The organism is Bacillus sp. R86525, from assembly GCF_042466195.1.
GTDB classification, from domain to species: domain Bacteria; phylum Bacillota; class Bacilli; order Bacillales; family Bacillaceae_G; genus Bacillus_A; species Bacillus_A nitratireducens.
The window spans coordinates 2878583-2899634 of record NZ_JAXHPX010000007.1 but is presented as its reverse complement, the minus strand read 5'-3'; the positions used below and the strand labels follow the sequence as shown (position 1 = coordinate 2899634).

General features: G+C 32.2%; 18 protein-coding genes and 2 pseudogenes. 17 read left to right on the top strand and 3 right to left on the bottom strand.

Annotated elements, in window-relative coordinates:
• The first annotated feature begins 141 nt into the window (after nt 1–141).
• The 3 genes from SJY24_RS17500 (at nt 142) to SJY24_RS17490 (ending at nt 4707) form a co-directional block, all read left to right on the top strand.
• Nucleotides 142–879: a hypothetical protein gene (locus SJY24_RS17500; RefSeq protein ID WP_377865621.1), complete on the top strand. Its 738-nt coding sequence runs from the start codon at nt 142–144 to the stop codon at nt 877–879.
• A 98-nt stretch (nt 880–977) separates the two neighbouring features.
• Nucleotides 978–1457 (top strand): SRPBCC family protein, encoded by a 480-nt coding sequence (locus tag SJY24_RS17495; RefSeq protein WP_377865620.1) that lies wholly within the window; start codon nt 978–980, stop codon nt 1455–1457.
• A 79-nt stretch (nt 1458–1536) separates the two neighbouring features.
• Nucleotides 1537–4707 (top strand): ATP-binding cassette domain-containing protein, encoded by a 3171-nt coding sequence (locus SJY24_RS17490; RefSeq protein ID WP_377865619.1) that lies wholly within the window; start codon nt 1537–1539, stop codon nt 4705–4707.
• 136 nt (nt 4708–4843) lie between these two features.
• On the opposite strand, the pseudogene SJY24_RS17485 reads toward SJY24_RS17490, so the two are convergent.
• A pseudogene (locus tag SJY24_RS17485) lies at nt 4844–4987 on the bottom strand (DUF4158 domain-containing protein); the annotation flags it as partial.
• A gap of 147 nt (nt 4988–5134) precedes the next feature.
• Between SJY24_RS17485 and SJY24_RS17480 the strand changes: the two are divergent.
• The 7 genes from SJY24_RS17480 to SJY24_RS17450 all read left to right on the top strand — a co-directional run bounded on the left by SJY24_RS17480 (nt 5135) and on the right by SJY24_RS17450 (nt 11175).
• Entirely contained in the window at nt 5135–5710 is a 576-nt protein-coding gene (locus tag SJY24_RS17480) for a recombinase family protein (RefSeq protein ID WP_377865618.1), read from the top strand.
• A gap of 63 nt (nt 5711–5773) precedes the next feature.
• The gene (locus tag SJY24_RS17475; RefSeq protein ID WP_377865617.1) at nt 5774–6736 is read left to right on the top strand and encodes a helix-turn-helix transcriptional regulator; all 963 of its coding nucleotides are present in this window, start codon (nt 5774–5776) and stop codon (nt 6734–6736) included.
• A gap of 74 nt (nt 6737–6810) precedes the next feature.
• Complete coding sequence (locus tag SJY24_RS17470) at nt 6811–7443, top strand: type 1 glutamine amidotransferase family protein (RefSeq protein WP_377865616.1); 633 nt, start codon at nt 6811–6813, stop codon at nt 7441–7443.
• Between the two features lie 537 nt (nt 7444–7980).
• Nucleotides 7981–8286, top strand: coding sequence for a PadR family transcriptional regulator (locus tag SJY24_RS17465; protein ID WP_377867268.1), 306 nt, complete (start codon nt 7981–7983; stop codon nt 8284–8286).
• The gene (locus tag SJY24_RS17460; RefSeq protein ID WP_377865615.1) at nt 8283–8795 is read left to right on the top strand and encodes a DUF1129 domain-containing protein; all 513 of its coding nucleotides are present in this window, start codon (nt 8283–8285) and stop codon (nt 8793–8795) included. The genes SJY24_RS17465 and SJY24_RS17460 overlap by 4 nt, the downstream gene beginning before the upstream one ends.
• Complete coding sequence (locus tag SJY24_RS17455) at nt 8795–10246, top strand: serine hydrolase domain-containing protein (RefSeq protein ID WP_377865614.1); 1452 nt, start codon at nt 8795–8797, stop codon at nt 10244–10246. The genes SJY24_RS17460 and SJY24_RS17455 overlap by 1 nt, the downstream gene beginning before the upstream one ends.
• Nucleotides 10247–10362: 116 nt before the next feature.
• Complete coding sequence (locus SJY24_RS17450; protein ID WP_377865613.1) at nt 10363–11175, top strand: MerR family transcriptional regulator; 813 nt, start codon at nt 10363–10365, stop codon at nt 11173–11175.
• Nucleotides 11176–11363: 188 nt separating this feature from the next.
• On the opposite strand, the gene SJY24_RS17445 is transcribed toward SJY24_RS17450, so the two are convergent.
• A complete protein-coding gene (locus SJY24_RS17445) occupies nt 11364–12080 on the bottom strand; it encodes an SDR family oxidoreductase (RefSeq protein ID WP_377865612.1) in 717 nt (238 codons plus the stop codon).
• Between the two features lie 176 nt (nt 12081–12256).
• On the opposite strand from SJY24_RS17445, the gene SJY24_RS17440 reads away from it, so the two are divergent.
• The 6 genes from SJY24_RS17440 to SJY24_RS17415 all read left to right on the top strand — a co-directional run bounded on the left by SJY24_RS17440 (nt 12257) and on the right by SJY24_RS17415 (nt 18291).
• On the top strand, nt 12257–12595 hold the full coding sequence (locus tag SJY24_RS17440; RefSeq protein WP_377867267.1) for a winged helix-turn-helix transcriptional regulator: 339 nt from the start codon (nt 12257–12259) through the stop codon (nt 12593–12595).
• Nucleotides 12596–12873: 278 nt separating this feature from the next.
• Nucleotides 12874–13626 (top strand): class I SAM-dependent methyltransferase, encoded by a 753-nt coding sequence (locus tag SJY24_RS17435; protein ID WP_097884702.1) that lies wholly within the window; start codon nt 12874–12876, stop codon nt 13624–13626.
• Nucleotides 13627–13840: 214 nt separating this feature from the next.
• Complete coding sequence (locus SJY24_RS17430; protein ID WP_377865611.1) at nt 13841–14635, top strand: VOC family protein; 795 nt, start codon at nt 13841–13843, stop codon at nt 14633–14635.
• Nucleotides 14636–14751: 116 nt separating this feature from the next.
• A complete protein-coding gene (locus SJY24_RS17425) occupies nt 14752–15504 on the top strand; it encodes an aminoglycoside phosphotransferase family protein (RefSeq protein ID WP_377865610.1) in 753 nt (250 codons plus the stop codon).
• Nucleotides 15505–15622: 118 nt separating this feature from the next.
• Nucleotides 15623–16423: an ABC transporter ATP-binding protein gene (locus tag SJY24_RS17420; protein ID WP_377865609.1), complete on the top strand. Its 801-nt coding sequence runs from the start codon at nt 15623–15625 to the stop codon at nt 16421–16423.
• Nucleotides 16408–18291, top strand: coding sequence for a hypothetical protein (locus tag SJY24_RS17415; protein ID WP_377865608.1), 1884 nt, complete (start codon nt 16408–16410; stop codon nt 18289–18291). Before SJY24_RS17420 ends, SJY24_RS17415 begins: the two co-directional genes overlap by 16 nt.
• 337 nt (nt 18292–18628) lie before the next feature.
• Here the strand turns inward: SJY24_RS17415 and SJY24_RS17410 are convergent, their stop codons facing one another.
• Nucleotides 18629–19600 (bottom strand): phosphotransferase enzyme family protein, encoded by a 972-nt coding sequence (locus SJY24_RS17410; RefSeq protein WP_377865607.1) that lies wholly within the window; start codon nt 19598–19600, stop codon nt 18629–18631.
• A 326-nt stretch (nt 19601–19926) separates the two neighbouring features.
• On the opposite strand from SJY24_RS17410, the pseudogene SJY24_RS17405 reads away from it, so the two are divergent.
• A pseudogene (locus tag SJY24_RS17405) lies at nt 19927–21003 on the top strand (helix-turn-helix transcriptional regulator).
• Nucleotides 21004–21052: the final 49 nt, after the last annotated feature.

The window sequence follows — 21052 nt, the reverse complement described above, 5'->3', positions numbered from 1 at the left end:
TTATGTGGGAACAACATAACAGAGATTCTTAAAATTATATAATACGAGTTAAATTGAACATACAAAATATATTATTTATTATAAAATGCGCAGAAAGTATTCTTTCTGCTTTTTAATTTGTCAGAGGGAGGAGAATATAGTATGAAACTTGTAAAACAAGTAGCATTAACATGCATTACTCATGATCCAGCAGGGGGATTATTAGCTGCAATAAAAGAATTAAAAGAGGAACTGTTAAATTTAAATTATGACGAAAAATGTATAACAATTAGTAATGTAACTCCAAGAGAGATTGTAAAAGAACTGGAGGAATGTAACTTTCATATAAACATAGTAGAAAAATCAGGGGTAGGAAATGCCCGTAGGGATTCTCTGAATTTTGTTAGTAACTATGATCATGATTACTATCATTATTGTGACTTTGATCGTTTACTAACTTGGATCAAAGAATATCCAGCTGAGCTTAATTCTTTCATTCATAATATAGTGGATGTAGATTATTTAATCATTGGGAGAACGGAAACAGCTTTTCAAACGCATCCTGAAGAATGGCAAGTTACAGAAACAGTATCAAATAAAATTATGTCATTACAATTAGGGAAAGAAGTAGATATTACAGCTGGTTCATGTGCGCTATCAAAACGAGCAATAAATCACATAATAAAATATTCTAAATGTAGAATGACTGATGGAGAATGGCCAATGATTATAAATACTTTTACAGATTTTAATATTGGTTACATGGCAGTGGACGGTTTAAAATATGTGAACAAGCTTAACCAAGATAATATTATGGATCCAATAAAAGCATGGTCAACCAGATTAGAGCTCTCATATATAATAAGTCAATCAATTTTGGAGGTAACAAAAAAGTCTTAAACTAGTAGGGGGGTAATAGAGATATCTTTTTTAAATGAAATCATGTAAAATAAAAACAGAACGTATATTCGTTTTAGTGAAGAGGAGGTTAATTAATAATGTTAGCTGTAATAGATAAACGGGGTAATGAATACGTAGTCCAATTTGACCGTTATTTTTCATATTCGATAGAAAAAGTTTGGTCTGTATTAACAGATAATAATAAGTTAAAAAAGTGGATGTCCAATTTACAAATTGAAAACCTTAAAACAGCTGGAATTATAAAATTTGACATGATGGATGGTTCATTTTTAAATATTGATATATTAGAGTGCCAACTAAATTCAGTACTTGAATTCACATGGGATAAAGATCGTGTCCGATTTGAAATACATAAAGAGGAAAAGGGTTCTCTTTTACTTCTTAAAGAATACATTCATGAATTAACTGATCATACACCGAAAGATATAGCTGGTTGGCATATTTGTTTAGATCTTTTTTCTTCCGTTTTAGAAGGAGAAGAGAAAGAATTTTCTAAAAGTGAATGGCAACAATGGTTCGAAAAATACAAGGATAAGATTCATGAAGTAAGAGGGTAATTGTATAATAAGTAATATTTATTGTGTAATTATTATATTACAAAAATGACTTTGTGGAAAAATAAGAATAGAGGTTAATATGAAAGTAAATCAATTAATTGCTAATAACATAAATAAACTTGATACTGTCATTCCATTTAATAAATCACTTGGTATTGCTGGTTTATCTGGATCTGGAAAAACAACTCTTTGTCAAACAATTGGTGAAGAATCAAAGAAGCGTCTAGTTTCCTTATTGCCAAAGGCTGAATATCAATATTTATTTCCTAATATTATGGAAACTAATTTTAGTGCAATTAAAATGGAAGAAATGCCTTTAGTACTATTTTTAGGTAAATCATCAATTTCTTCCAATCCGCGTTCGACGATTGGTACTCATACAGGTGTTTTTAAAGAGATTCGTGAAAAACTAGCGGAAGAATTTAATCTTTCTCCTGAAGTCTTTTCATTTAATAATCAATTAGGTTGGTGTACTGGCTGTAAAGGACGTGGTACTACTAAAAATATTGAGTGTAAAAAATGTAAGGGGAAACGTTATAGTGAGGAAGTTGAGCAACGTACTATTGAGTTATTTTCTAAATTACATACAATTTCGGATATTAACGATTTAAGTGTTGAATCTATTCTTTCATTAGCAGAAGAATTAAATATTAGCGAAGCAAAACAACATATACTGCAAAATATAGTTAATATGAACATTGGTTATTTAACATTAAATCGAATTATGGGTACGTTGTCAGGTGGAGAATTAACACGACTTTACTTAGCTGAATTCATGGCAGTAAGTGAAAATGCTGTAATTATTATTGATGAGATTTCCGTGGGGCTTGATCACGAAACATTATTACAAATATTAGAAGAGATCAAAAAATTAGGGTGCAAAAATCAAATTTGGCTCATTGATCATTCAGATACAGTACTGGATACAACGGATGAGCAAATGTTCTTCGGACCTGGTAGTGGAAAATATGGTGGAAAAATCGTAAAAGAATCACCAAGGCCAAAGCCAATACTATCAGAACGAAATTACGAAATGCCAACAGAATATTATACATTCCATGAATTATATTGCCGAAATATCCAAATGACTGAGTTTCAGATTCCTAAAAATAGACTTGTAACTGTTACAGGAGAGTCTGGATGCGGGAAATCTACACTTGTCAATGAATGCTTAGCTACAGATTTCTTGAAACGATATCCAAAAGATAAACTAGTTATGGTAGGGCAAGATCGAAACCAATCGATTACAAGTCGATCAACTGTAGCAACTTTCTTAGATATTAAAAAGAAACTGACAAAGTATAGTGAAGAAATTGATGATATGTTTGAGCGCTCAATTGAGGATATTATTGATGAAATTCCAAATGAAGATATTGCGTATAAACGTTTGAACCTACTAATCAAATTAGGACTGGGCTATTTAACATTAGAACGAAAAACACAAACATTATCAACGGGTGAGTTTCAATGTGTTCATTTAGTTTCTGAGTTATTTGCAAAAACAAGAAACCCTCATACATTATTTATTTTTGATGAGCCTTCAAAAGGGTTATCACAAAATATTTTAAATCAATTTATAGATAGTGTTAGAGGGATATTGCAAGATGAATCAGTCTCTATCATTATGATTGAACATAATAGTTACATGTTAGAAAGCTCTGATTATATTGTCGATTTTGGAAAAAGACAGCTTGAATCTATAGAGCGTCTTGATGTAGTAAGTCATGAGGATTATTATCGTCAAAAAAGCAGTCTGAATAATGCTGAGCAAATACATATTTCTTCAACACTGAATCAACAAAGTGGAATTAATTACTTAGAAGAAAATCATATTGATTATTTTAAAAATGCAGAAAACATCTATAAGGGTGGCATATTAAAAAGCTTATCATCAATGGCGCGTTTAATTTACGGTGAATACGAATCTGATACAATTGCACCTGTTGTTGCTATTGATCTCGAGAGACATTTGTATAGTCAATATAGTTTCTTTTATGAAATTGGTGGATTGATCAATCATATTGTAGCTGCTCATCCGACTAATAAAGATACGAGAAGCTTCGATTTCTATTCTCAGGATAATCATTGCCCATCATGTTCGGGACGTCTTCAAATTGAAGTTTTTGATAAAGAAATTACAATTCAAGATAAAAATGTTCCATTTTGGGATGGTCTATTCGATCCTGAAATCATGAAAGTATTAAAATTTTATCAATATGAAAAAATAGAATTTCTATTTGAAGAAATCAAAAATGAGCTTGGTCATGATTTGTCAAAGAGCTATAATGATATGTCTGAGGAAGAAAAACATACATTTTGGTACGGCTATTTTGATAAGTCATTTTATGATAAGAAAGGCAAGACACGTAGAACATGGGTAGGGTTTAATACAATCATCGGTGGATATATTGTTATTTCTAAAGCAGCAATTAAAGAAGAAATTAAGTCTTCTAAAGAAATGATGACATGTCCAATTTGTAAGGGGACGGTTTTAAATCATCATAAACCGCTTAAATTTGGAGATACAGATATTCGTGAAATTATCAATCAGCCGCTTAATGAAATAATAAAAATTGTAGGAGATTTACCTGTACTCATCAAATTGAAATCCATCGTAGGTGACAATATGATTATGACAGAAGATGTCTCTTTACTGCCTAGGAAAACACAAGTCGCACTGAAAATGTTTGAATTAGAACAAGCAAGCTTTTCAAACTATGAAATGGTGTTACAAAATGTTTTACCATTCTGGGGCGAAATTAAAGGTAATATCGAATCAATCAGCAATAATAATAAGGTGACTATTTGTGATTTCCAAAATATCAATGAAACAAGAGAAACTATCATAGATAAGTATTTCACAAATGGAAAATATAAAAAATTAACATATGTGTATGAAGCATTTGGTTATAAAAAATTAGTTACCCAAATTAATAAAATTAAAAAAAGCAACCCATGTCGATTCTGTAACGGGAAAAAAGTTATAACCGAAGATAATCTACATGATGGCGTGTTTAAATTAACAATTCCATGTATAACTTGTAATGCAAGTGGTATTAATGATGAAGGGCTTAAAGAAATTATTGATGGCATGGATGTACAAACATGGTTAACTGGAAAAGTTAGTGATGTTGTGGATGAAAACTTACGAACTGAGGATGTTGCAGACATTCTAATATTTAATCGAATTCGTGAGTTGAATAAGCGGGAAATGATGGCAGTTTATGAATGTCTGGAGAAAAATAATTAAATTAAGAAGAATAAAAAATAGTGGTCAGTTAGGGATTAAAAACTCATTTGCAATAATCTGCAAATGAGTTTTTATGTTGAAGAAGAGTTTCTTTAACATAATATAGGGGTACCTAAAACCTCAAAAGCATCTAATTTTTCCTCCTTCGCTTATTTATAATTTCTAAATCTCGCTTGGAAAAAGCGTAGTAGGTTTCTAGCACCCACTCATCTTCAGAAATTTGTATAAAGGCTTGTCGCTGTTCCAGTGTAAGTAATTCGCTACCTCTCGCCATTTTCATACAGTATCATCTTATTTCTGTAATTATTCAGTTAATTAGTTCAATTATATATCAATAGAGTGTACTCTATTGATACAAGTGTAGAAGACTGATAAAATCATAGTTAAGAGCGTCTCATAAGACTTGTCTCAAAAACGAGGTGATATTTTGCGGAAAATCGGTTATATACGTGTCAGTTCAACTAACCAGAATCCTTCAAGGCAATTTCAGCAACTGAATGAAATCGGAATGGATATTATTTTTAAAGAAAAAGTTTCCGGAACAACAAAAGATCGTGAGCAACTTCAAAAAATGTTAGAGGATATACAAGAAGGTGACATCATTTATGTTACGGACTTAACTCGGATTACTCGTAGTACACAAGATTTATTTGAATTAATCGATAACATACGGAGTAAAAAGGCAAATTTAAAATCCTTAAAAGATACATGGCTAGATTTATCAGAAGATAATCCCTACAGCCAATTCTTAATTACGGTTATGGCGGGTGTAAACCAATTAGAACGTAATCTTATCCGTATGCGGCAGCGTGAAGGGATTGAACTGGCTAAGAAAGAAGGGAAATTTAAAGGTCGGTTAAAGAAGTACCATAAAAATCATGCAGGAATGAATTATGCAGTAAAGCTTTATAAAGAGGGAGATATGACTGTAAATCAAATTTGTGAAATTACAAATGTGTCTAGGGCCTCATTATATAGAAAGCTATCGGAAAGGAACAGTTGATGAGTTATACCAAAAATCAGAAATATATAATAGGAAATAAATTCCATATAGAGGTGGAATTATATGCCTAAAATTGACAATATGTTAGCAATTCTATGGATGCTTCGCTCAGGTAAAAAAATTACTGCAAAACAAATTTCAGAAAAGTTAGAGATGAATATAAGGACTGTGTATCGTTATATTGATACAATTTCAACAAGTGGCGTACCTATAATTTCAGAACCAGGACATAACGGTGGATACACTTTATTGAACAATTTTATTGAGGCTCCTCTTTTTTTTGATTTTGAGGAGCAAACTTCACTATTTCACGCTGCTGTTTTTGTGGAAGAAGCCGGATATTATGGAGGTGAAGCACTAAATAGGGCCATTTCAAAACTAAGTAAATACTCAAATCAAGAGCAGGAAGCAAAGATAAACCAACATTTAACTAGTCTAGAAGTAATAAGTCGATTAAGTTCACTCTCTATGGAACCTTTTTTGAAGGAGTTGGAGCAGGCCGTAGCTGACGGGTACTCAGTAAAAATTCTTTACTATAAAAGTGGCAAAAAGCAATTAAATTATAGATTGGTCGATCCGTACAGAATTATCTATTGGAATAATAAGTGGTATGTGATTGGATTTTGTCATCTTAGGAATGATATCCGTAGTTTTAGAGTAGATCGAATTGAAAGTCTAATGCTAACCGAAAATAAGTTTAACCGGCCAGAAAATTTTTCAGCACGTGACTTTTTTATAAAAAATCTTCTTCCAACTATAGAAGATAAGGAAGGGATTATTTCTTTGGTTATTAATGGGGATAAAAGTGTATTGGCTGATATTTGCCAACATTGGTTTTTAGGACATTATTTACAAGAACGGACTTCAAATCAAGCAGTTTTTCTTCTTGAAAAAGATATGATACATACATATGTACCTTACTTACTTTTACCGTACAATAAATCTATTAAAGTTATTGAGCCAATAAGTCTTAAGAAAAGACTTATTGAAGTTCTGTCGGAATTAATAAAATTTCATCAAGTATGATAACTTCCCTGACGTTAACTGTCAGGGAAGTTATATTATAATAGCTATATCAATTGTGATTGGAGTGTTATTGGATGCAAACAAAAAAAGTTTTTCTATATGTATTTAATACAATGTCGGACTGGGAATATGGATATTTAATTGCTGAACTAAACTCAGGAAGATATTTCAAAAAAGATTTAGTACCTTTAAAAGTAATTACAGTAGGAGCTAATAAAGAAATGATTACTACTATGGGAGGACTGAGCATAAAACCAGATATTTCCCTTGATGAATGTACTTTTGAGAGTAAAGATCTTTTGATTTTACCAGGAGGGACTACTTGGAGTGAAGAAATTCATCAACCTATCTTGGAAAGAATTGGCCAAGCTTTAAAGCTTGGCACTATTGTTGCTGCAATTTGTGGTGCAACTGAGGCCCTTGCGAATATGGGATACTTAGATACTAGAAAGCATACAAGTAATAATTTAGAATACACTAAAATGGTATGTCCTAACTATAAAGGAGAAAAGTTCTATGAGTTGAGATCCGCGGTATCTGCTGCGAATTTAGTTACTGCATCAGGAATAGCTCCTCTGGAATTTGCGATGGAAGTACTGAAAAAATTAGATGTATTTGCACCCGACACATTACATTCATGGTATAACCTAAATAAGACTCATAAACCTGAATACTTCTTCCAGTTAATGAATTCAATAAATAGCTGAGCTAAAAAATCAACTTAGCAGTTTTATATTAGTTCAAATAAAAATAATGAAGTAACTGAAAAGCTCACTTTCTCTATTTTGTTTTGCAGAGAAGTTGGGCTTTTTAAGTTGGAATTTCCTTAACGTTGTAAATCGGCATTATCCTGACGCTACCCCATATAGCAAGAAAAATCTATTTGTAATACTAATATAAATTATTCTTAAATTTTAAACTGAAAGGTATTACAGGTTGGCATTTATGTTTAAGTTTTGTTAGTCTTTCTAAGATATAAATACATTTATATTTATCTGCGAGAGTTAGTTTTAAATCGTTAATTATGATTATTTATTATGTAATTATTGACGTATAAAAATGTTCTTTTGAGGATGATAATTTAGGTTATTTGGATAATAAACAAAAAGAATATGCTGCTTTTTTAGTGATTGTATAATTATTAGAATTTTTAAATTTAACAGAAATATATACTTGAATGAAGTATATATTTCTGTTAAATTTATCCTATGAACAAAACAAGTTTAATTAAAGGTCATTTAGAAATGTGTGTGTTATCTATTTTGTCGAAAAAGAAAAGTTATGGTTATGAAATTATGAAAGAACTTGAAGTATACAATTTAAAATTGAAAGGAGTAGGAAGTATTTACCCTATTTTAACTAAGTTAAAAAATCAAGAGTGGGTAAATACTTATCAAGAAGTAACAGACAGTGGTAAAGTTAGAATCTATTATGAAATTAATGAAAACGGGAAAATACGTCTTGAGAAGAAAATTAATGAATGGTTAGAATTGCAATCTGATATTCAAATATTATTAAAAAGCGGTTTGAAAGGAGACCTTCTGAAATGAGGAATGAATTAAACGGTAAAGAAAAGCAATTTTTAACTGACGTACTTAAGGAATTAGAGCAATACGATATCAGCTTAGAAGAAAGGGAAAATATTAAGCAACAAATATTAGAGCATGTTCAAGAATGTCGTGAAAATGGGGAGGATAGTATAAATGATCTAGGTACGCCTCAATTATTTGTTCAAGATTTTTTAGAAATAAATGAAATTGACCTACAAGCTAAAATGAGACAACTTCAAAATGAAAAGGGAAATTCGAGCACATTTATCTTAGGTGGCATATTAATCGCAGTTATTACTTACCTCATCTCACAAACTACACTTTCACTATTTTTAACCGAATCATTTAACGGAGCTAATAGCAAAAATACATTTAATTTTAATCTTTTATATCGTATAGCAGAGAATCAATGGTGGAACTATATATTAATAATGTTTAGTTTTACGCTCTCTATATTAGTATTTATTAGCCTAGTAAGTTATAAAAAAAGAAAGCTATCTAAAGTATAATGAAGAAAACTATCTATAAACTATTTCAAATTTGTATTCTTTGTAATGTATTAATATTATGTATCGTACATCCAAAAGTTTATGCTGAGCAAAATATTAAAGTTACTTTAGATAAGTACATTGAAAAATTTATAAAGGAGCAGAAGATTCCAGGAGCTTCTGTTGCAATTGTACATCATAAAGATGTATTCTTCGCAAAATCGTGGGGAATTACTGGAGAGTCTGAAAAAAAGGTAACAAGTAAAACGCCGTTTGCAATCGGTTCAATAAGTAAATCTTTAACAGCTTTAGCTATAGTCAAGTTAATAGAAGATAAAAAAATAAAATTAGAGGATTCAGTTCAACAACATCTTCCTTCGTTTAAACTAAAAGATACACAATCAACTTCAAATATAACAATCCAACATCTACTAACTCATACAAGTGGAATAAATACATATGAAGGCTTAGCATTATCAGATAAACAATTAAAGAGTTCTAAAGCATTAAAAGAAAATGTAACGAAACTTTCAAAAGTAAAATTAAATGCTCCACCAGGGGAAAAGTATCAATATAGTAATGCAAATTATATGATACTTGGTGCCCTTATTGAGGCAGTCACAAATGAAACATATTCTTCATATATAGAAAAGCATGTTTTTCAGCCATTAAAAATGAATGGTGCGGCAGCAAATAAAGATAGTGCATATGAAAAAGGCTATTTAACAGGTTATCAGTCGTGGTTTGGTATACCAAGAAAAAGTGTAGTGTCTTATGATAATGCTGGAGCACCGTATGGTTATATTACCGCGAATTTGGAAGATATGATTCAATTTATAATGTTTTTGAATCACCGAGAGTACACTCAATTTTTAAAGAAAGAAAGCATGGATCTTTATCTATCACCGCTTTATAAAATAAATTCAGAAAAAAGTTATGGGTTTGGATTAAGAACAACAAATATAAATGAAGGCGAAACGATGGTTTGGCATTCAGGATCAACGCCCGATGCTCGTGCAGAAATGTTTATTTTAAATAAAAGCGGCTGGGCTGGTGTGATTTTAACGAATAAAAATCATGTATTAGAAGAAACAGCACTAACGGTATTGAAAAAGGGGATTATTAGTATTTTGAACGGGGAAAAACCTGGTGATATCCCTAAAAACATACCATTCACACAAATTGTTATGTCGATAGTCACACTCTCACTCATTATTACATCAATTATGTTAGTGAAAAAGTATAAACGTAAGAAAACTTGTAAAAAAATAACTAGGCTGTTCGTTGGGAGTATATTTCTACTATTATCTATTATTTTGATCCCACTTCTTATTTATTGCACAAATTCACCGTGGCATACGACTAAATTGTTTGCAGCGGATGTAGCTTTACTCGCTAGTATTACAGTAATTTTATTAGCTGTGAACGGACTGATATCAATATTTATAGCCTTGAGGAGTAAGAAAGTATAAGGGTAAATAATTGAAGAAATATAATTTAAGTTGTTAAAAATAGTTGACTCTCACATAATGTCATTGTTTAAGCTAAAGTTGAGCTTCGAAGTAGATAGAATTTTTAGGAGGAAACCATGTTTAAAATTGGAGATTTTTCAAAACTATCTTCCATTAGTATACGTATGTTGAGACATTACGATAAAGTGGAGCTATTACAGCCAGTAAAAGTTGATGAGCAAAGTGGTTATCGATATTATTCAGCAGCTCAATTAAAGAAAGTAAATCGAATCCAAACGTTAAAAGATATGGGGTTTAATATCGCTACCATTAAAGAAATAATAGAATGCGATAATATAGATAGTATAAAGGAGCAATTTCTAAATCGTAGTACTCAAATTAAAGAAGACATGAATAACCTCCAAAAACAATTACGTCTCCTCGAAGACTCAATGAAAACGATGAGAGAGGATGTTGTTGAGATGAACTATCATATTTCAATAAAGGAAATTCCAGAAAGAAATGTAGCTAGTGTTAGAAAGGTTATTCCATCTTATAATCACGAAGGGGATTTATGGGGTATATTAATGCAAGAAATACAAATGAAAAATATTAATATTGCCCATCCGAGTTATAGTATTGCGGTTTTCCATGATCGTGAATACAAAGAAAATGATGTAGATGTAGAAATACAGCTAAGTATTTTAGGTAAGCATGAAAATACAAAAGATGTTACATTTAAAAATATAGAATCAACTCATGTAGCTTCTATAACGGTTAATGGAAGTTATGAACAAATGACAGCTGTAAATGAGGCTGCAGCAAAATGGATTGAGACAGAAGGTTACGAATTAGCAGGCCCGATGTTTAATATTTATCATGTGAGCCCAGCGATGGAATCGGATCCTGATAAGTGGGTTACAGAGGTTTGTTATCCAATTAACAAATAAGTAAAAAAAGGCATATTTTATGCCTTTTTTTTATTTTATTGTGCTCAAAAATGTATAGCTAAAGGGCTTGTCGGTTTGATTCATCAACTAAATTACAAAAATATGTGGAGGAAGTTAAAAAATTTTATACCTACTGGAAATTGTGTTTAAATAAAAACCTTCAAGATAATTTACAGTTGAATCTTAAATTAATGATATGTGTATCCTCCATCAGGAAACAATACATTGCCTGTAGTAAAGCCATTTTGCATTAAATACAGGACAGTATGTGCAATTTCATCATTATGCCCAGGTCTCTGTACAAGAGAAAGAGATTTATAAGCTTCATAAGCAGCTAGCCTATTTTCGTTTTGTTCATTTTTCCTTTGTATCGTTCCAGGAGAAACAACATTAACTCTAATTGGAGCTAGTTCAACAGCTAAAGCTTTTCCTAAACTTTCAATAGCGCCATTACAAGCTCCGTAAGCAGGCGCTCCTTTAAGTGGCTTTTGACTAAATGCACCGGACATTAATACGATAGATCCAGAGTTTGAGAGAAAAGGAATTGCATATTTTACGGCATAATATTGTGGCCAAAACTTTCCGATAAAGCTGCTTTCGGCGATATCATCCGTAGCAGTTATTGGTCCAAGTGTGTAAGAGGCTCCTGGTGTGAATAAATGATCAAAATTCCCAACTTTCTTGAAAAAATCTTGTAATTGGTTTTTATCTTGGTTATCCAATACATAAGTTTGAAGATGGTTGTTATTTATTACTTCTCGAGCAATCATTAATTTTTCTTCTGAACGGCCTGCAATAATAACATGTGCGCCTTGTTCAATTGCTTGTTTTGCTGTTGCTAATCCAATACCAGAACTCCCGCCAATGATAACGATATGTTTATCTTTTAACACAGTAATAGACATGATTAAACATCTCCCTTAATATAAGATTTAAAATAAGTTGTGTTAATTTTATTATTCGTTAAAAAATGACTACTGAAAAGTACGCACTTTATATGTACTTAGTCGCGAATTTCGTACTAATCGCTTTTTGTATGGATACATAATATAAAAAATTACTGGGGGGAGTGGTGAGGAAAATGAATTTAGAGGATCCGAAATTAAAAGGGGTAATAGCAACATTACAAATAATCGGAGGTAAATGGAAACCACTCATTTTATTTATATTATTAACAGATGGAACGAAACGGTTTGGTGAATTAAAGCGATTAATACCAGACATTTCTCAAGGAACATTAGCGAAGCAGCTTCGTGAATTAGAGCACGATCAACTAATAAAACGCGAAATTTATCAAGAAATACCACCTAAAGTGGAATATAGCTTAACTGAGCATGGAAAAACAGTCAGTATTGTTTTGGATAGTATGTGTGGTTGGGGAAGAGGACATTTAGAATATATCGATAAAAACAAACTATAATATTATTATGTAAACTAAATGTGATGTGTCGAAACATATCGTTTTAATAATTTATATTTTATAATATATAATTAAATAGTGTTATAGGTTATTATATATACAGTCTTCCAGATGAGGTGATATAGATGAAATGCTGTATCGTTCGAAGTAACTAGTTGTTCGGGGCTGAAAAAATGCGTACCAGATATAAAAGGAGATTTACGAAAATATCAACTTTGAGTCTATTTCGGGGATCATCATAAACATTTAATACATTTTTGCAAAGGGGAAATAATAAAATGAATGAATTAGAGTACAAAAACTTTTATGATAAAGTGGGAAGTGAAAACGGCTGGGATTTTAGTAAGCTAAAATGTGAGACTGTAGGGGACACCTGGGACTTTTATAGCGAAGTGAAAGTAAGATGTAAACCATCACATATTTTACTTGATGTTGGTACAGGTGGAGGAGAAAATGTACTTAACATAGCATCTTCAGCCAAATTATTAATTGGAATAGATAATTCTATTGGAATGATCAAAACAGCACATTCCAATTTGAATAAAGCCGGTGTACAAAACGTTGAATTTCTTCAAATGGATTCTGAAGCTTTAACGTTTCCGCATGCTCATTTTGATATTGCTTCAAGTTGTCATGCGCCGTTTGTAGCATCTGAATTGGCAAAAGTAATAAAAAAAGGTGCTTTTTTCTTAACACAACAAGTTAGCGAACATGATAAATTAAATCTTAAAGAAGCATTTGGTAGAGGGCAATGCTTAGGTGAAAAAGATGGAACGTTAAAAGATAAGTATATGGATGAACTTATTAGTGCAGGATTTGAACTCGTGCAAGTACGTGAATATGATGTAACCGATTATTACAGTACTCCTGAGGATCTCATTTTCTTATTAAAACATACGCCTATTATTCCTAGATTTGGAGAAAAAGAAGAGGACTTTAATATTTTACAAAAGTTCATTGACGCTAATAGTTCCGAAAAAGGGATTCGTACGAATTCAAAAAGGTTTATGATTATTGCTGTTAAATCATAGTGTATTTTAACGTAAAAGTAATTCCTGATATTACACATTTGTTACACTGGGATAAACCAGAAGTTGTTATAGAGGAAATTAAAAGTAATTGGATTTAGACGATTCATACTAAAGTTGTAGTTTTCATATGAAAAATCAATCCTTCCGTTTGATTTTATCTGTTTATAAGTGTAATACAATACGAATAAATAGAATAAAATAGGGGGGATTTAATATGATTACACATATTTCAGATATAAAACTACAAACGGTTTCCATAGAAGGGGTAAAGCAAGTTTATAAGGACATATTATCTTTTCAAATAAAAAAAGAAACCGCATCATATATTCAATTTGAAGTAACACCGTATACAACAATTAGCTTTCAAGAAGTGTATGAACCAATTGCACCTGCGCATTTCGCCTTTGAGATCCCATATTCAAAGTTTCATGAAACGGCAAAATGGCTTAAAGAGTCTGGATTACTCATTGTGAAATGGAAAGATGGTCATACAATTGGTGAGGAGAACGATCTATTCAATTTATACTTTAAAGACGGTGATGGAAATCTTCTCGAAATTATTGCACATAGTTATGTTAAAGAAGATGTATTAGTCCCGCATTCACCGTTAAACATTTTATACGTAAGGGAAATTGGTCTTCCCGTTAAAAGTGTACCCGTATTTAGGGAATGGTTGAAATCAAATTTAAATATGAAAACGATGGAAGATGGGGATATTTTCAACTTTGTTATTGGTGGCACTGCATATATTGTTGCGACTTGGTGGCAGAGGCCTTGGATTCCAATTGCGATGAAAGCTTTACCACCGAAAGTACATGTTTCTTTCGGAACAACTGATCAAGTATTTTTAGAACGAATCCAAAATAAATTTAAGAAAAATAGTGTTCCATTTGAAAGTAAACATAATGAAGTATTATTTATACAACATGGGTATAAATTTTCAATCTTGCATACACCGGATTTTCATTCAGATACTCCTAGAAAATTAAACCTACCACTTTCTATATAATTATAGGAGGTGGTAGGTTTTTTGCATTTCCATGAAGAAGGGTTTCAGCATAATTACACTGAATTTATAGAGGAGTATAAGGCGTTATCCTAATTTACTGTAAGGAGAGAAATGAATTGAATCTGGGAAATCCGATAGCAAAAGGAAATACTGCTGAAATTTACCTTTGTAATAATAAAGTTGTGAAATTATTTAAAGAATACCTCCCTAATACAGAATCTCTATATGAAGCACAAAAACAGAAGTATGCATATTCACGTGGTTTACACGTTCCTAAAGTGTTTGAAGTTACAGAGATACAAGGTAGACAAGCGATTATTATGGAATATGTAAAAGGGAAAAGTATTGGTGAGCTTCTGCTAAATAATTTAAGTGAAGCAGAGCATTACATAAGTATTTGTGTTAATGAACAACAAAAGATTCATGCTATTTCTGTAAGATCGGATGAAATAGAACAGATGGAAGAGAGACTTTATCGTCAAATTCAATCTGTTCAAAATCTAGATGAGAAACAAAAGAAGAATATATTGAGCAAAATGGATTCAATTGTGTTTGAACCAAGATTATGTCATGGTGATTTTCATCCGTTTAATTTAATTATGAGTAATGATTATGTGAAAACTATAGATTGGGTTGATGCTAGTTTAGGTGATATTCGGGCAGATGTGTTTCGAACATACTTGTTGTACTCACAATCTTCTGTAGAATTAGCTGAAATGTATTTACATATATATTGCAGGAATACCCGAATATCAAGAAATGAGATTTTTCAATGGGCACCTATTATTATTGCGGCTAGAATATCTGAAAATGTATCTGCTACAAACATTGAATATTTGAATGATCTGGTAGCACAGTATTGTAATTAAAGAAAAACTTTCGCCATTTTAATTTTTAAATTAAATACGTTCTAGCAATACAAACCGATAAGTAAAGGTATTGAGATTTACAATCAGATATTAAATTTGCAAAGGAGGAGTCCATTTTATGAAATCTTTTGAATCGATTTCAGGGGAACCTGAATGGGAGGAATCTGCTCCCGCACTACAAATTTCGAAGCTGTATAAACTATTCGGCGAGTTTATTGCAGTCAATCATATTGATTTAACTGTTCCGAGGGGATCTTTTTATGGAGTTGTTGGCCCTAATGGGGCAGGAAAAACTACTTCGTTGTCGATGGCTGTTGGTTTATTACGACCAGATGGCGGGTACGCTAAAGTTTTTGGGGTTGATGTTTGGGGAAATCCGGCACAAGCAAAGACATTGATCGGGGTATTACCAGATGGATTGGCCTTGCCGGAAAGACTTACTGGTCGCGAATTATTAACATATATGGGCCTGTTAAGGGGAATGAGTGCTAAAGAAGTTAATCGACGAACAGAAGAATTACTTACAATACTAGAATTGAATAATGCTGAAGGAACGCTAGTTATCAATTATTCTACTGGCATGCGTAAAAAAATTGGTCTTGCACTTGCACTCCTCCATGCACCGAAATTACTCATTCTCGATGAACCATTTGAGGCGGTAGATCCTATTTCTGCAACTACTATTAAAAAGATTTTACAGAAATTTGTTAGTTCTGGTGGTTCAGTAGTATTTTCAAGTCACGTCATGGCGTTAGTTGAACAAATTTGTGATCACGTTGCAATTATTTCCAAAGGAAAAGTGGTTTCTTCAGGAACAATGGAAGATGTTTGCGGTGATGAAACGCTCGAAGATATTTTCGTTCAGCTAGTAGGCATTCCTGCTGTTAAAGGAGGAGAACTGTCTTGGTTAGTGTTTTGATTCGAATGAAGTTATCAATCCTAAAAAATTCAATGAATAGTGGTAAAGCAGTTCTTTTAACTATTATAGGAATAGTTGGTTTATTGATTGCAATTGGAACCATTGTGCTCTTTTCTTTTTATCCTACAGAACATAACGTTTCAAAAAGTATTCTATATGTGGTATTCGCTCTGTGGACAGTAGGGTGGATTTTGGGCCCGATTCTTTCTGGGGGAGATGGAATGTTACGTCCTGAATATTTCGCGCTGCTTCCACTCACTTCATTTAAACTTGCTAGGGCGTTACTCGTTGTAGCTTTTATAGGATTAGGGCCACTTGTTAGTCTTATAGCCTACGTAGGATTATTAATTTACGCAGCTAGGGTTAGCTTATATGCAACTATAGTTGCAGTTCCAGCAATTATTTTACAGTTAATATTTGTGGTGCTGTTATCAAAAGTAGTAGCTAGTATTATTGGTGAGACGATGAAATCAAGAATAGGTATGGAAGTGGGAGCAATGCTCTTTGGTTTCATCATTGCGTTTTTAAATGTAGGCTGGTATGCACTTCCTGCTATTAATCGGGTAACACTAAACGAACCTACATTTCTTTACATGTTTCCGTCTAGTTGGGCGATACTTGCTGTAGAGTTTGCTATTCAATCCAATTGGTTATTAGCTTTTGTTTTTTTAATTGTTTTAACAATATTATGCGGACTGCTTTTATTTATATGGACGACATTACTGATGAAAAATACAGTGAAGGATACTAAGAAAATCCAAGATACGATTACTACTAATAAACATAGAAAAGCTCTCCGAATCTTTTCAGAAACGAAAATTGGAGCAATAATTACTAAAGAATTAAAAAGTTGGGCAAGAGATCCACAACGAGGCCGTTTCCTCCGGATGGGTATTTGGATAGGAGTGTTTTATGGTATTTTAGTTACAAGCGCTCATATATCGTATTTAATGCCTTGGGCAGGGGTAATTATGATTGTTTTCACAAGTATGTTTGCCTGCAATATATATGGGTTTGATGGGAGTGCATTATGGTTAACATTAACGACGCCTGGCGCAGAACGGATTGATGTGTGTGGTCGTCAATTTGCTTGGTTGATAGCTATTGGCCCGATTGCAATTTTGACAACAATTATTTTCACTATTTATAGCGGACTTACTTTCGTTTATCCTTGGGTATTTGCAATAATTCCGGCATTACTCGGTGGGGCTGCAGGTCTTATTATGATGTTTTCTGTATTTAACTTAATCCCAATAACTGATCCTCATCGTCGCGGAAAAGGAACCGTTATTTCAGGTGATGATATGAGTGCCAGTAAAATGTTTATAACAACATGGTTAATGATGGTGATGGTATTAGCAACAGCTATACCCGCTTTGTTAGTTGTATGGATTGGGACATTACTACATATAGAGCTCATACAATGGCTAGGTGTACTGACTGGCATTTGTACAGGAGTGTTTTTAGCTTGGGGGCTTGGTCGAATTGCTTACTTAAAACTTGAAAAAAGTGGCCCTGAGTTGCTATTTGCAATGAAAAGTGGCATGAAAATATTGCGTGATGATAACAAAAAGAAAAATAACAGAATAGCGGCTGAATTACCTAAGAAAAAACTTGCTGTTGTTGTTCTATTAGTATTTATGGGGATCTTTTTTTTGATTCATCAAAGTATAATACCGTTAATTTTTGAGATATTTAGTGTAGATGAAAAAGTTCGTCTTTTCTTTCTGCCTCGCTACCTGCCACATATTGTTCGTATTCCTATAATCATTATATTTGCTGTAGTAGGTATAGCATCTTTGTATAAAGCTATTTTAATTAAGAAAAGACATGGGAAGGAACATCAATTTATAAAAGAGGAAATATAGAATTTTTCCGGAAAATTAGTAATTACAGAATTTACGCTGCTTTCATCCCACGCAGGACTTTAGTGCGTCTTTAGACGTGGGATGAAAGCAGCGTTTTTGCATAGCAAAACATGGTATAGGTTATTTATAGTCATGTAAAAGACGTAAAAATATTTGAGAACCAACAATCTGTACGGTATGGTCACAGTACCGTAGCCCACGAACCTAAACGGTCTGTTGTGGGAGTGGTAATGGCACACTGCAACCTTGCACGTCAGCGATACCAGAAATGGACTTCGCCTTTGGTAGCAAGAATCCCACTGACATTAGTCAGCTGACCCCTTTAGGGGTGGGAGTGTCAAGTGATGTTAATGAAAGAATGATTATTTTCGATCTTCATTCTATAAAGATTCATTATCCGTACCTCTTCCTCAGTTAATTCTTCTTTATCCCAATACATATGCATTAAACTATATTCGAATATCTCTTTTAATTTGGTAAAAAATGGTAGTTGGTCTAGCATCTCTTTTGGTAAATCATTTTCCTCTTTGTATCCTTCAACTATTGCTTTTGTAATAGAACTCTCATAGTCAACTATGTTACCATTCCCAACGAATGAATACTCTATCGCACTATAGATTGGAACTGCTAAATCGAATATATAAAAATGTTTCTCACAGTCTTGAAAATCAATCATTGTTAAATTTGAATTATTTTCGACTAATATGTTTTCTAACCATAAATCTCCGTGAATTAAGCCATAATTTGAAGGATTCTTTGGCAGTTCCTTTATAGAAGCTAAAACGTCAAATGCAATTTCTCTTATAGTAGTTTCTTCTTTAGGGATATAGTAAAGAAAATTATACTCTTCATTTTCATACCAGTCGTTTATATGATTTACCGGTTGAATTCTTTCAAAGTCTTTAGATATACGATGTAATTTTCCAATTTGTTGACCAAGTTTTTTAAATACATTAGAATTCCAGTCGTTTCTTGGTAAATGTATACCAGGAGCAGCTTTATATAATACAGCAAAAACTTCTTTGTCTAATATTATTTTCTCTACTAAATTCCCCTTTGAAGAAGGTATTATTGGAGGGACTCCTAAGCCCTTTTGATATAAAAAATTCGTATATGTAACTTCTTCTAATTGCTCTTCATATGTTTTATAGTTTGTAATTCTAACGAAGTAAGTACCTTGTGCTGTGAGACATTGATACATTTCATTTGTTACTGGTGTCATTTCAATAAACTCCAATGGATATAGTTTATTAATTAGTTTGAGTATCTCTTTTTCTATATTATTCATTTTAACTTCCTTTCCAAACATAAATTTCCCACTCACAAAACTACTAGTTCCTTAACTTACAAATTTCGTGTTTTATTTGGTAGAATCCTTTAAAAAAGATTTATCCCATAAAATCCCGATTAGTATGGGATAATAATCAGTGTGGAGGAACAAACTCCCCACTGATTAAAGTTTCACTTTATTGGAAATTTAAGTGAATGTATAACGAAATAAGGTAGCTGAAAAAATATGAAATGAGTAATTACATATGATATTTAAAGGTTCTAGAGAGTAAGGTTATAAACCACAAGAAATATCAAAAGAAAGAAGTGGATACTTCTTATAATTTTTAGTGAGGAGGGGGATAAATGAATGAACATATACAGCTAATGATTGAATGGATTGAGGGCAATTTAAAAAAGAAGTTTTCATTAGATAAATTATCTAATTATATGGGATATTCTCCTTACTTCTGTTCGCTTAAATTTCATCAAGTAACAGGGATAAGTATTAGACGATATATTCTTCTTAGAAGATTGTATTTATCAACGGAAGATTTGACGAATGATAGAAAGATAATTGATATCGCATTTGATTACGGTTACTCTTCGCAAGAGGCTTATAGTAGAGCATTTAAAACTGTTTTCGGTATAACCCCAGGAAAATTCCAACTTAACAAAATACCGGTTCAATCATTTATTAAACTCTCAATCAATGATTGAAAGGAGTGGGATAGAATGAATTTTTCTAGAAAAATTGAAGTTGATCAGTTACGAAATGCGAAGAGTGAGCTGTTTGATAAAGATGTACTAAACATATTAAATGGTCAATTTATGTATGAAGAATTTAAAAGTGAAAAACTAATGAGGGAGTCTTATTACGCTCCATTTAATGAAGCTATGTGTGTAAATGCGACTACCGCACAGATTTTTGATGATGAGTTTATTCAAACAAGGGCAGATGGGCACCAAGGTACTGTAGAAAGTTATACGAAAAAGGTTATTCATCCTTTAGAGAATCTTTTTAAGAAAGAGTATAAATGTATTGTTTTATGGTTCGGTGAAGATATGTTTTGCCAAATGAATCTACTTACAGTACTTTCTTACCTTGAACAGTCTGGTTATAAGGGCAAAGTATACTTAAATAGCTTCAGAGAGGATGAATTTAAAGTTAGTCAAATTGAACTTGAATTAGGGAACTATTTTTCTGTTTACAATGAAGTTCTAGTAAATCATAAAAAGCCATCTCATGAGGTACTACCTGTAATGTATCAGGCGATAGATTTATATTTAGAAATGTTAAAAGAAAATAATGTAGTAGTAAAGTATATCTCCAAAAATAAAGGTTTACCAACACAAGAGTTATTAAAAAGGTTGTTTAATCTTTTTCCAACAATAGGATATGGGGACCTACAATATATAGAGCTTATTAATAAAGCGAGATGAAAATTGAAACTAATTAGAAGAGAATACAGTAAAAAAGATGCACCTAAAA

Bases quoted from the DNA above. Each gene is read 5' to 3' on its own strand.
- SJY24_RS17500 (WP_377865621.1), top strand. From the start codon at position 142: ATGAAACTTGTAAAACAAGTAGCATTAACATGCATTACTCATGATCCA.
- SJY24_RS17495 (WP_377865620.1), top strand. From the start codon at position 978: ATGTTAGCTGTAATAGATAAACGGGGTAATGAATACGTAGTCCAATTT.
- SJY24_RS17490 (WP_377865619.1), top strand. From the start codon at position 1,537: ATGAAAGTAAATCAATTAATTGCTAATAACATAAATAAACTTGATACT.
- SJY24_RS17475 (WP_377865617.1), top strand. From the start codon at position 5,774: ATGCCTAAAATTGACAATATGTTAGCAATTCTATGGATGCTTCGCTCA.
- SJY24_RS17470 (WP_377865616.1), top strand. From the start codon at position 6,811: ATGCAAACAAAAAAAGTTTTTCTATATGTATTTAATACAATGTCGGAC.
- SJY24_RS17465 (WP_377867268.1), top strand. From the start codon at position 7,981: ATGTGTGTGTTATCTATTTTGTCGAAAAAGAAAAGTTATGGTTATGAA.
- SJY24_RS17460 (WP_377865615.1), top strand. From the start codon at position 8,283: ATGAGGAATGAATTAAACGGTAAAGAAAAGCAATTTTTAACTGACGTA.
- SJY24_RS17455 (WP_377865614.1), top strand. From the start codon at position 8,795: ATGAAGAAAACTATCTATAAACTATTTCAAATTTGTATTCTTTGTAAT.
- SJY24_RS17450 (WP_377865613.1), top strand. From the start codon at position 10,363: ATGTTTAAAATTGGAGATTTTTCAAAACTATCTTCCATTAGTATACGT.
- SJY24_RS17445 (WP_377865612.1), bottom strand. From the start codon at position 12,080: ATGTCTATTACTGTGTTAAAAGATAAACATATCGTTATCATTGGCGGG.
- SJY24_RS17440 (WP_377867267.1), top strand. From the start codon at position 12,257: ATGAATTTAGAGGATCCGAAATTAAAAGGGGTAATAGCAACATTACAA.
- SJY24_RS17435 (WP_097884702.1), top strand. From the start codon at position 12,874: ATGAATGAATTAGAGTACAAAAACTTTTATGATAAAGTGGGAAGTGAA.
- SJY24_RS17430 (WP_377865611.1), top strand. From the start codon at position 13,841: ATGATTACACATATTTCAGATATAAAACTACAAACGGTTTCCATAGAA.
- SJY24_RS17420 (WP_377865609.1), top strand. From the start codon at position 15,623: ATGAAATCTTTTGAATCGATTTCAGGGGAACCTGAATGGGAGGAATCT.
- SJY24_RS17410 (WP_377865607.1), bottom strand. From the start codon at position 19,600: ATGTTTGGAAAGGAAGTTAAAATGAATAATATAGAAAAAGAGATACTC.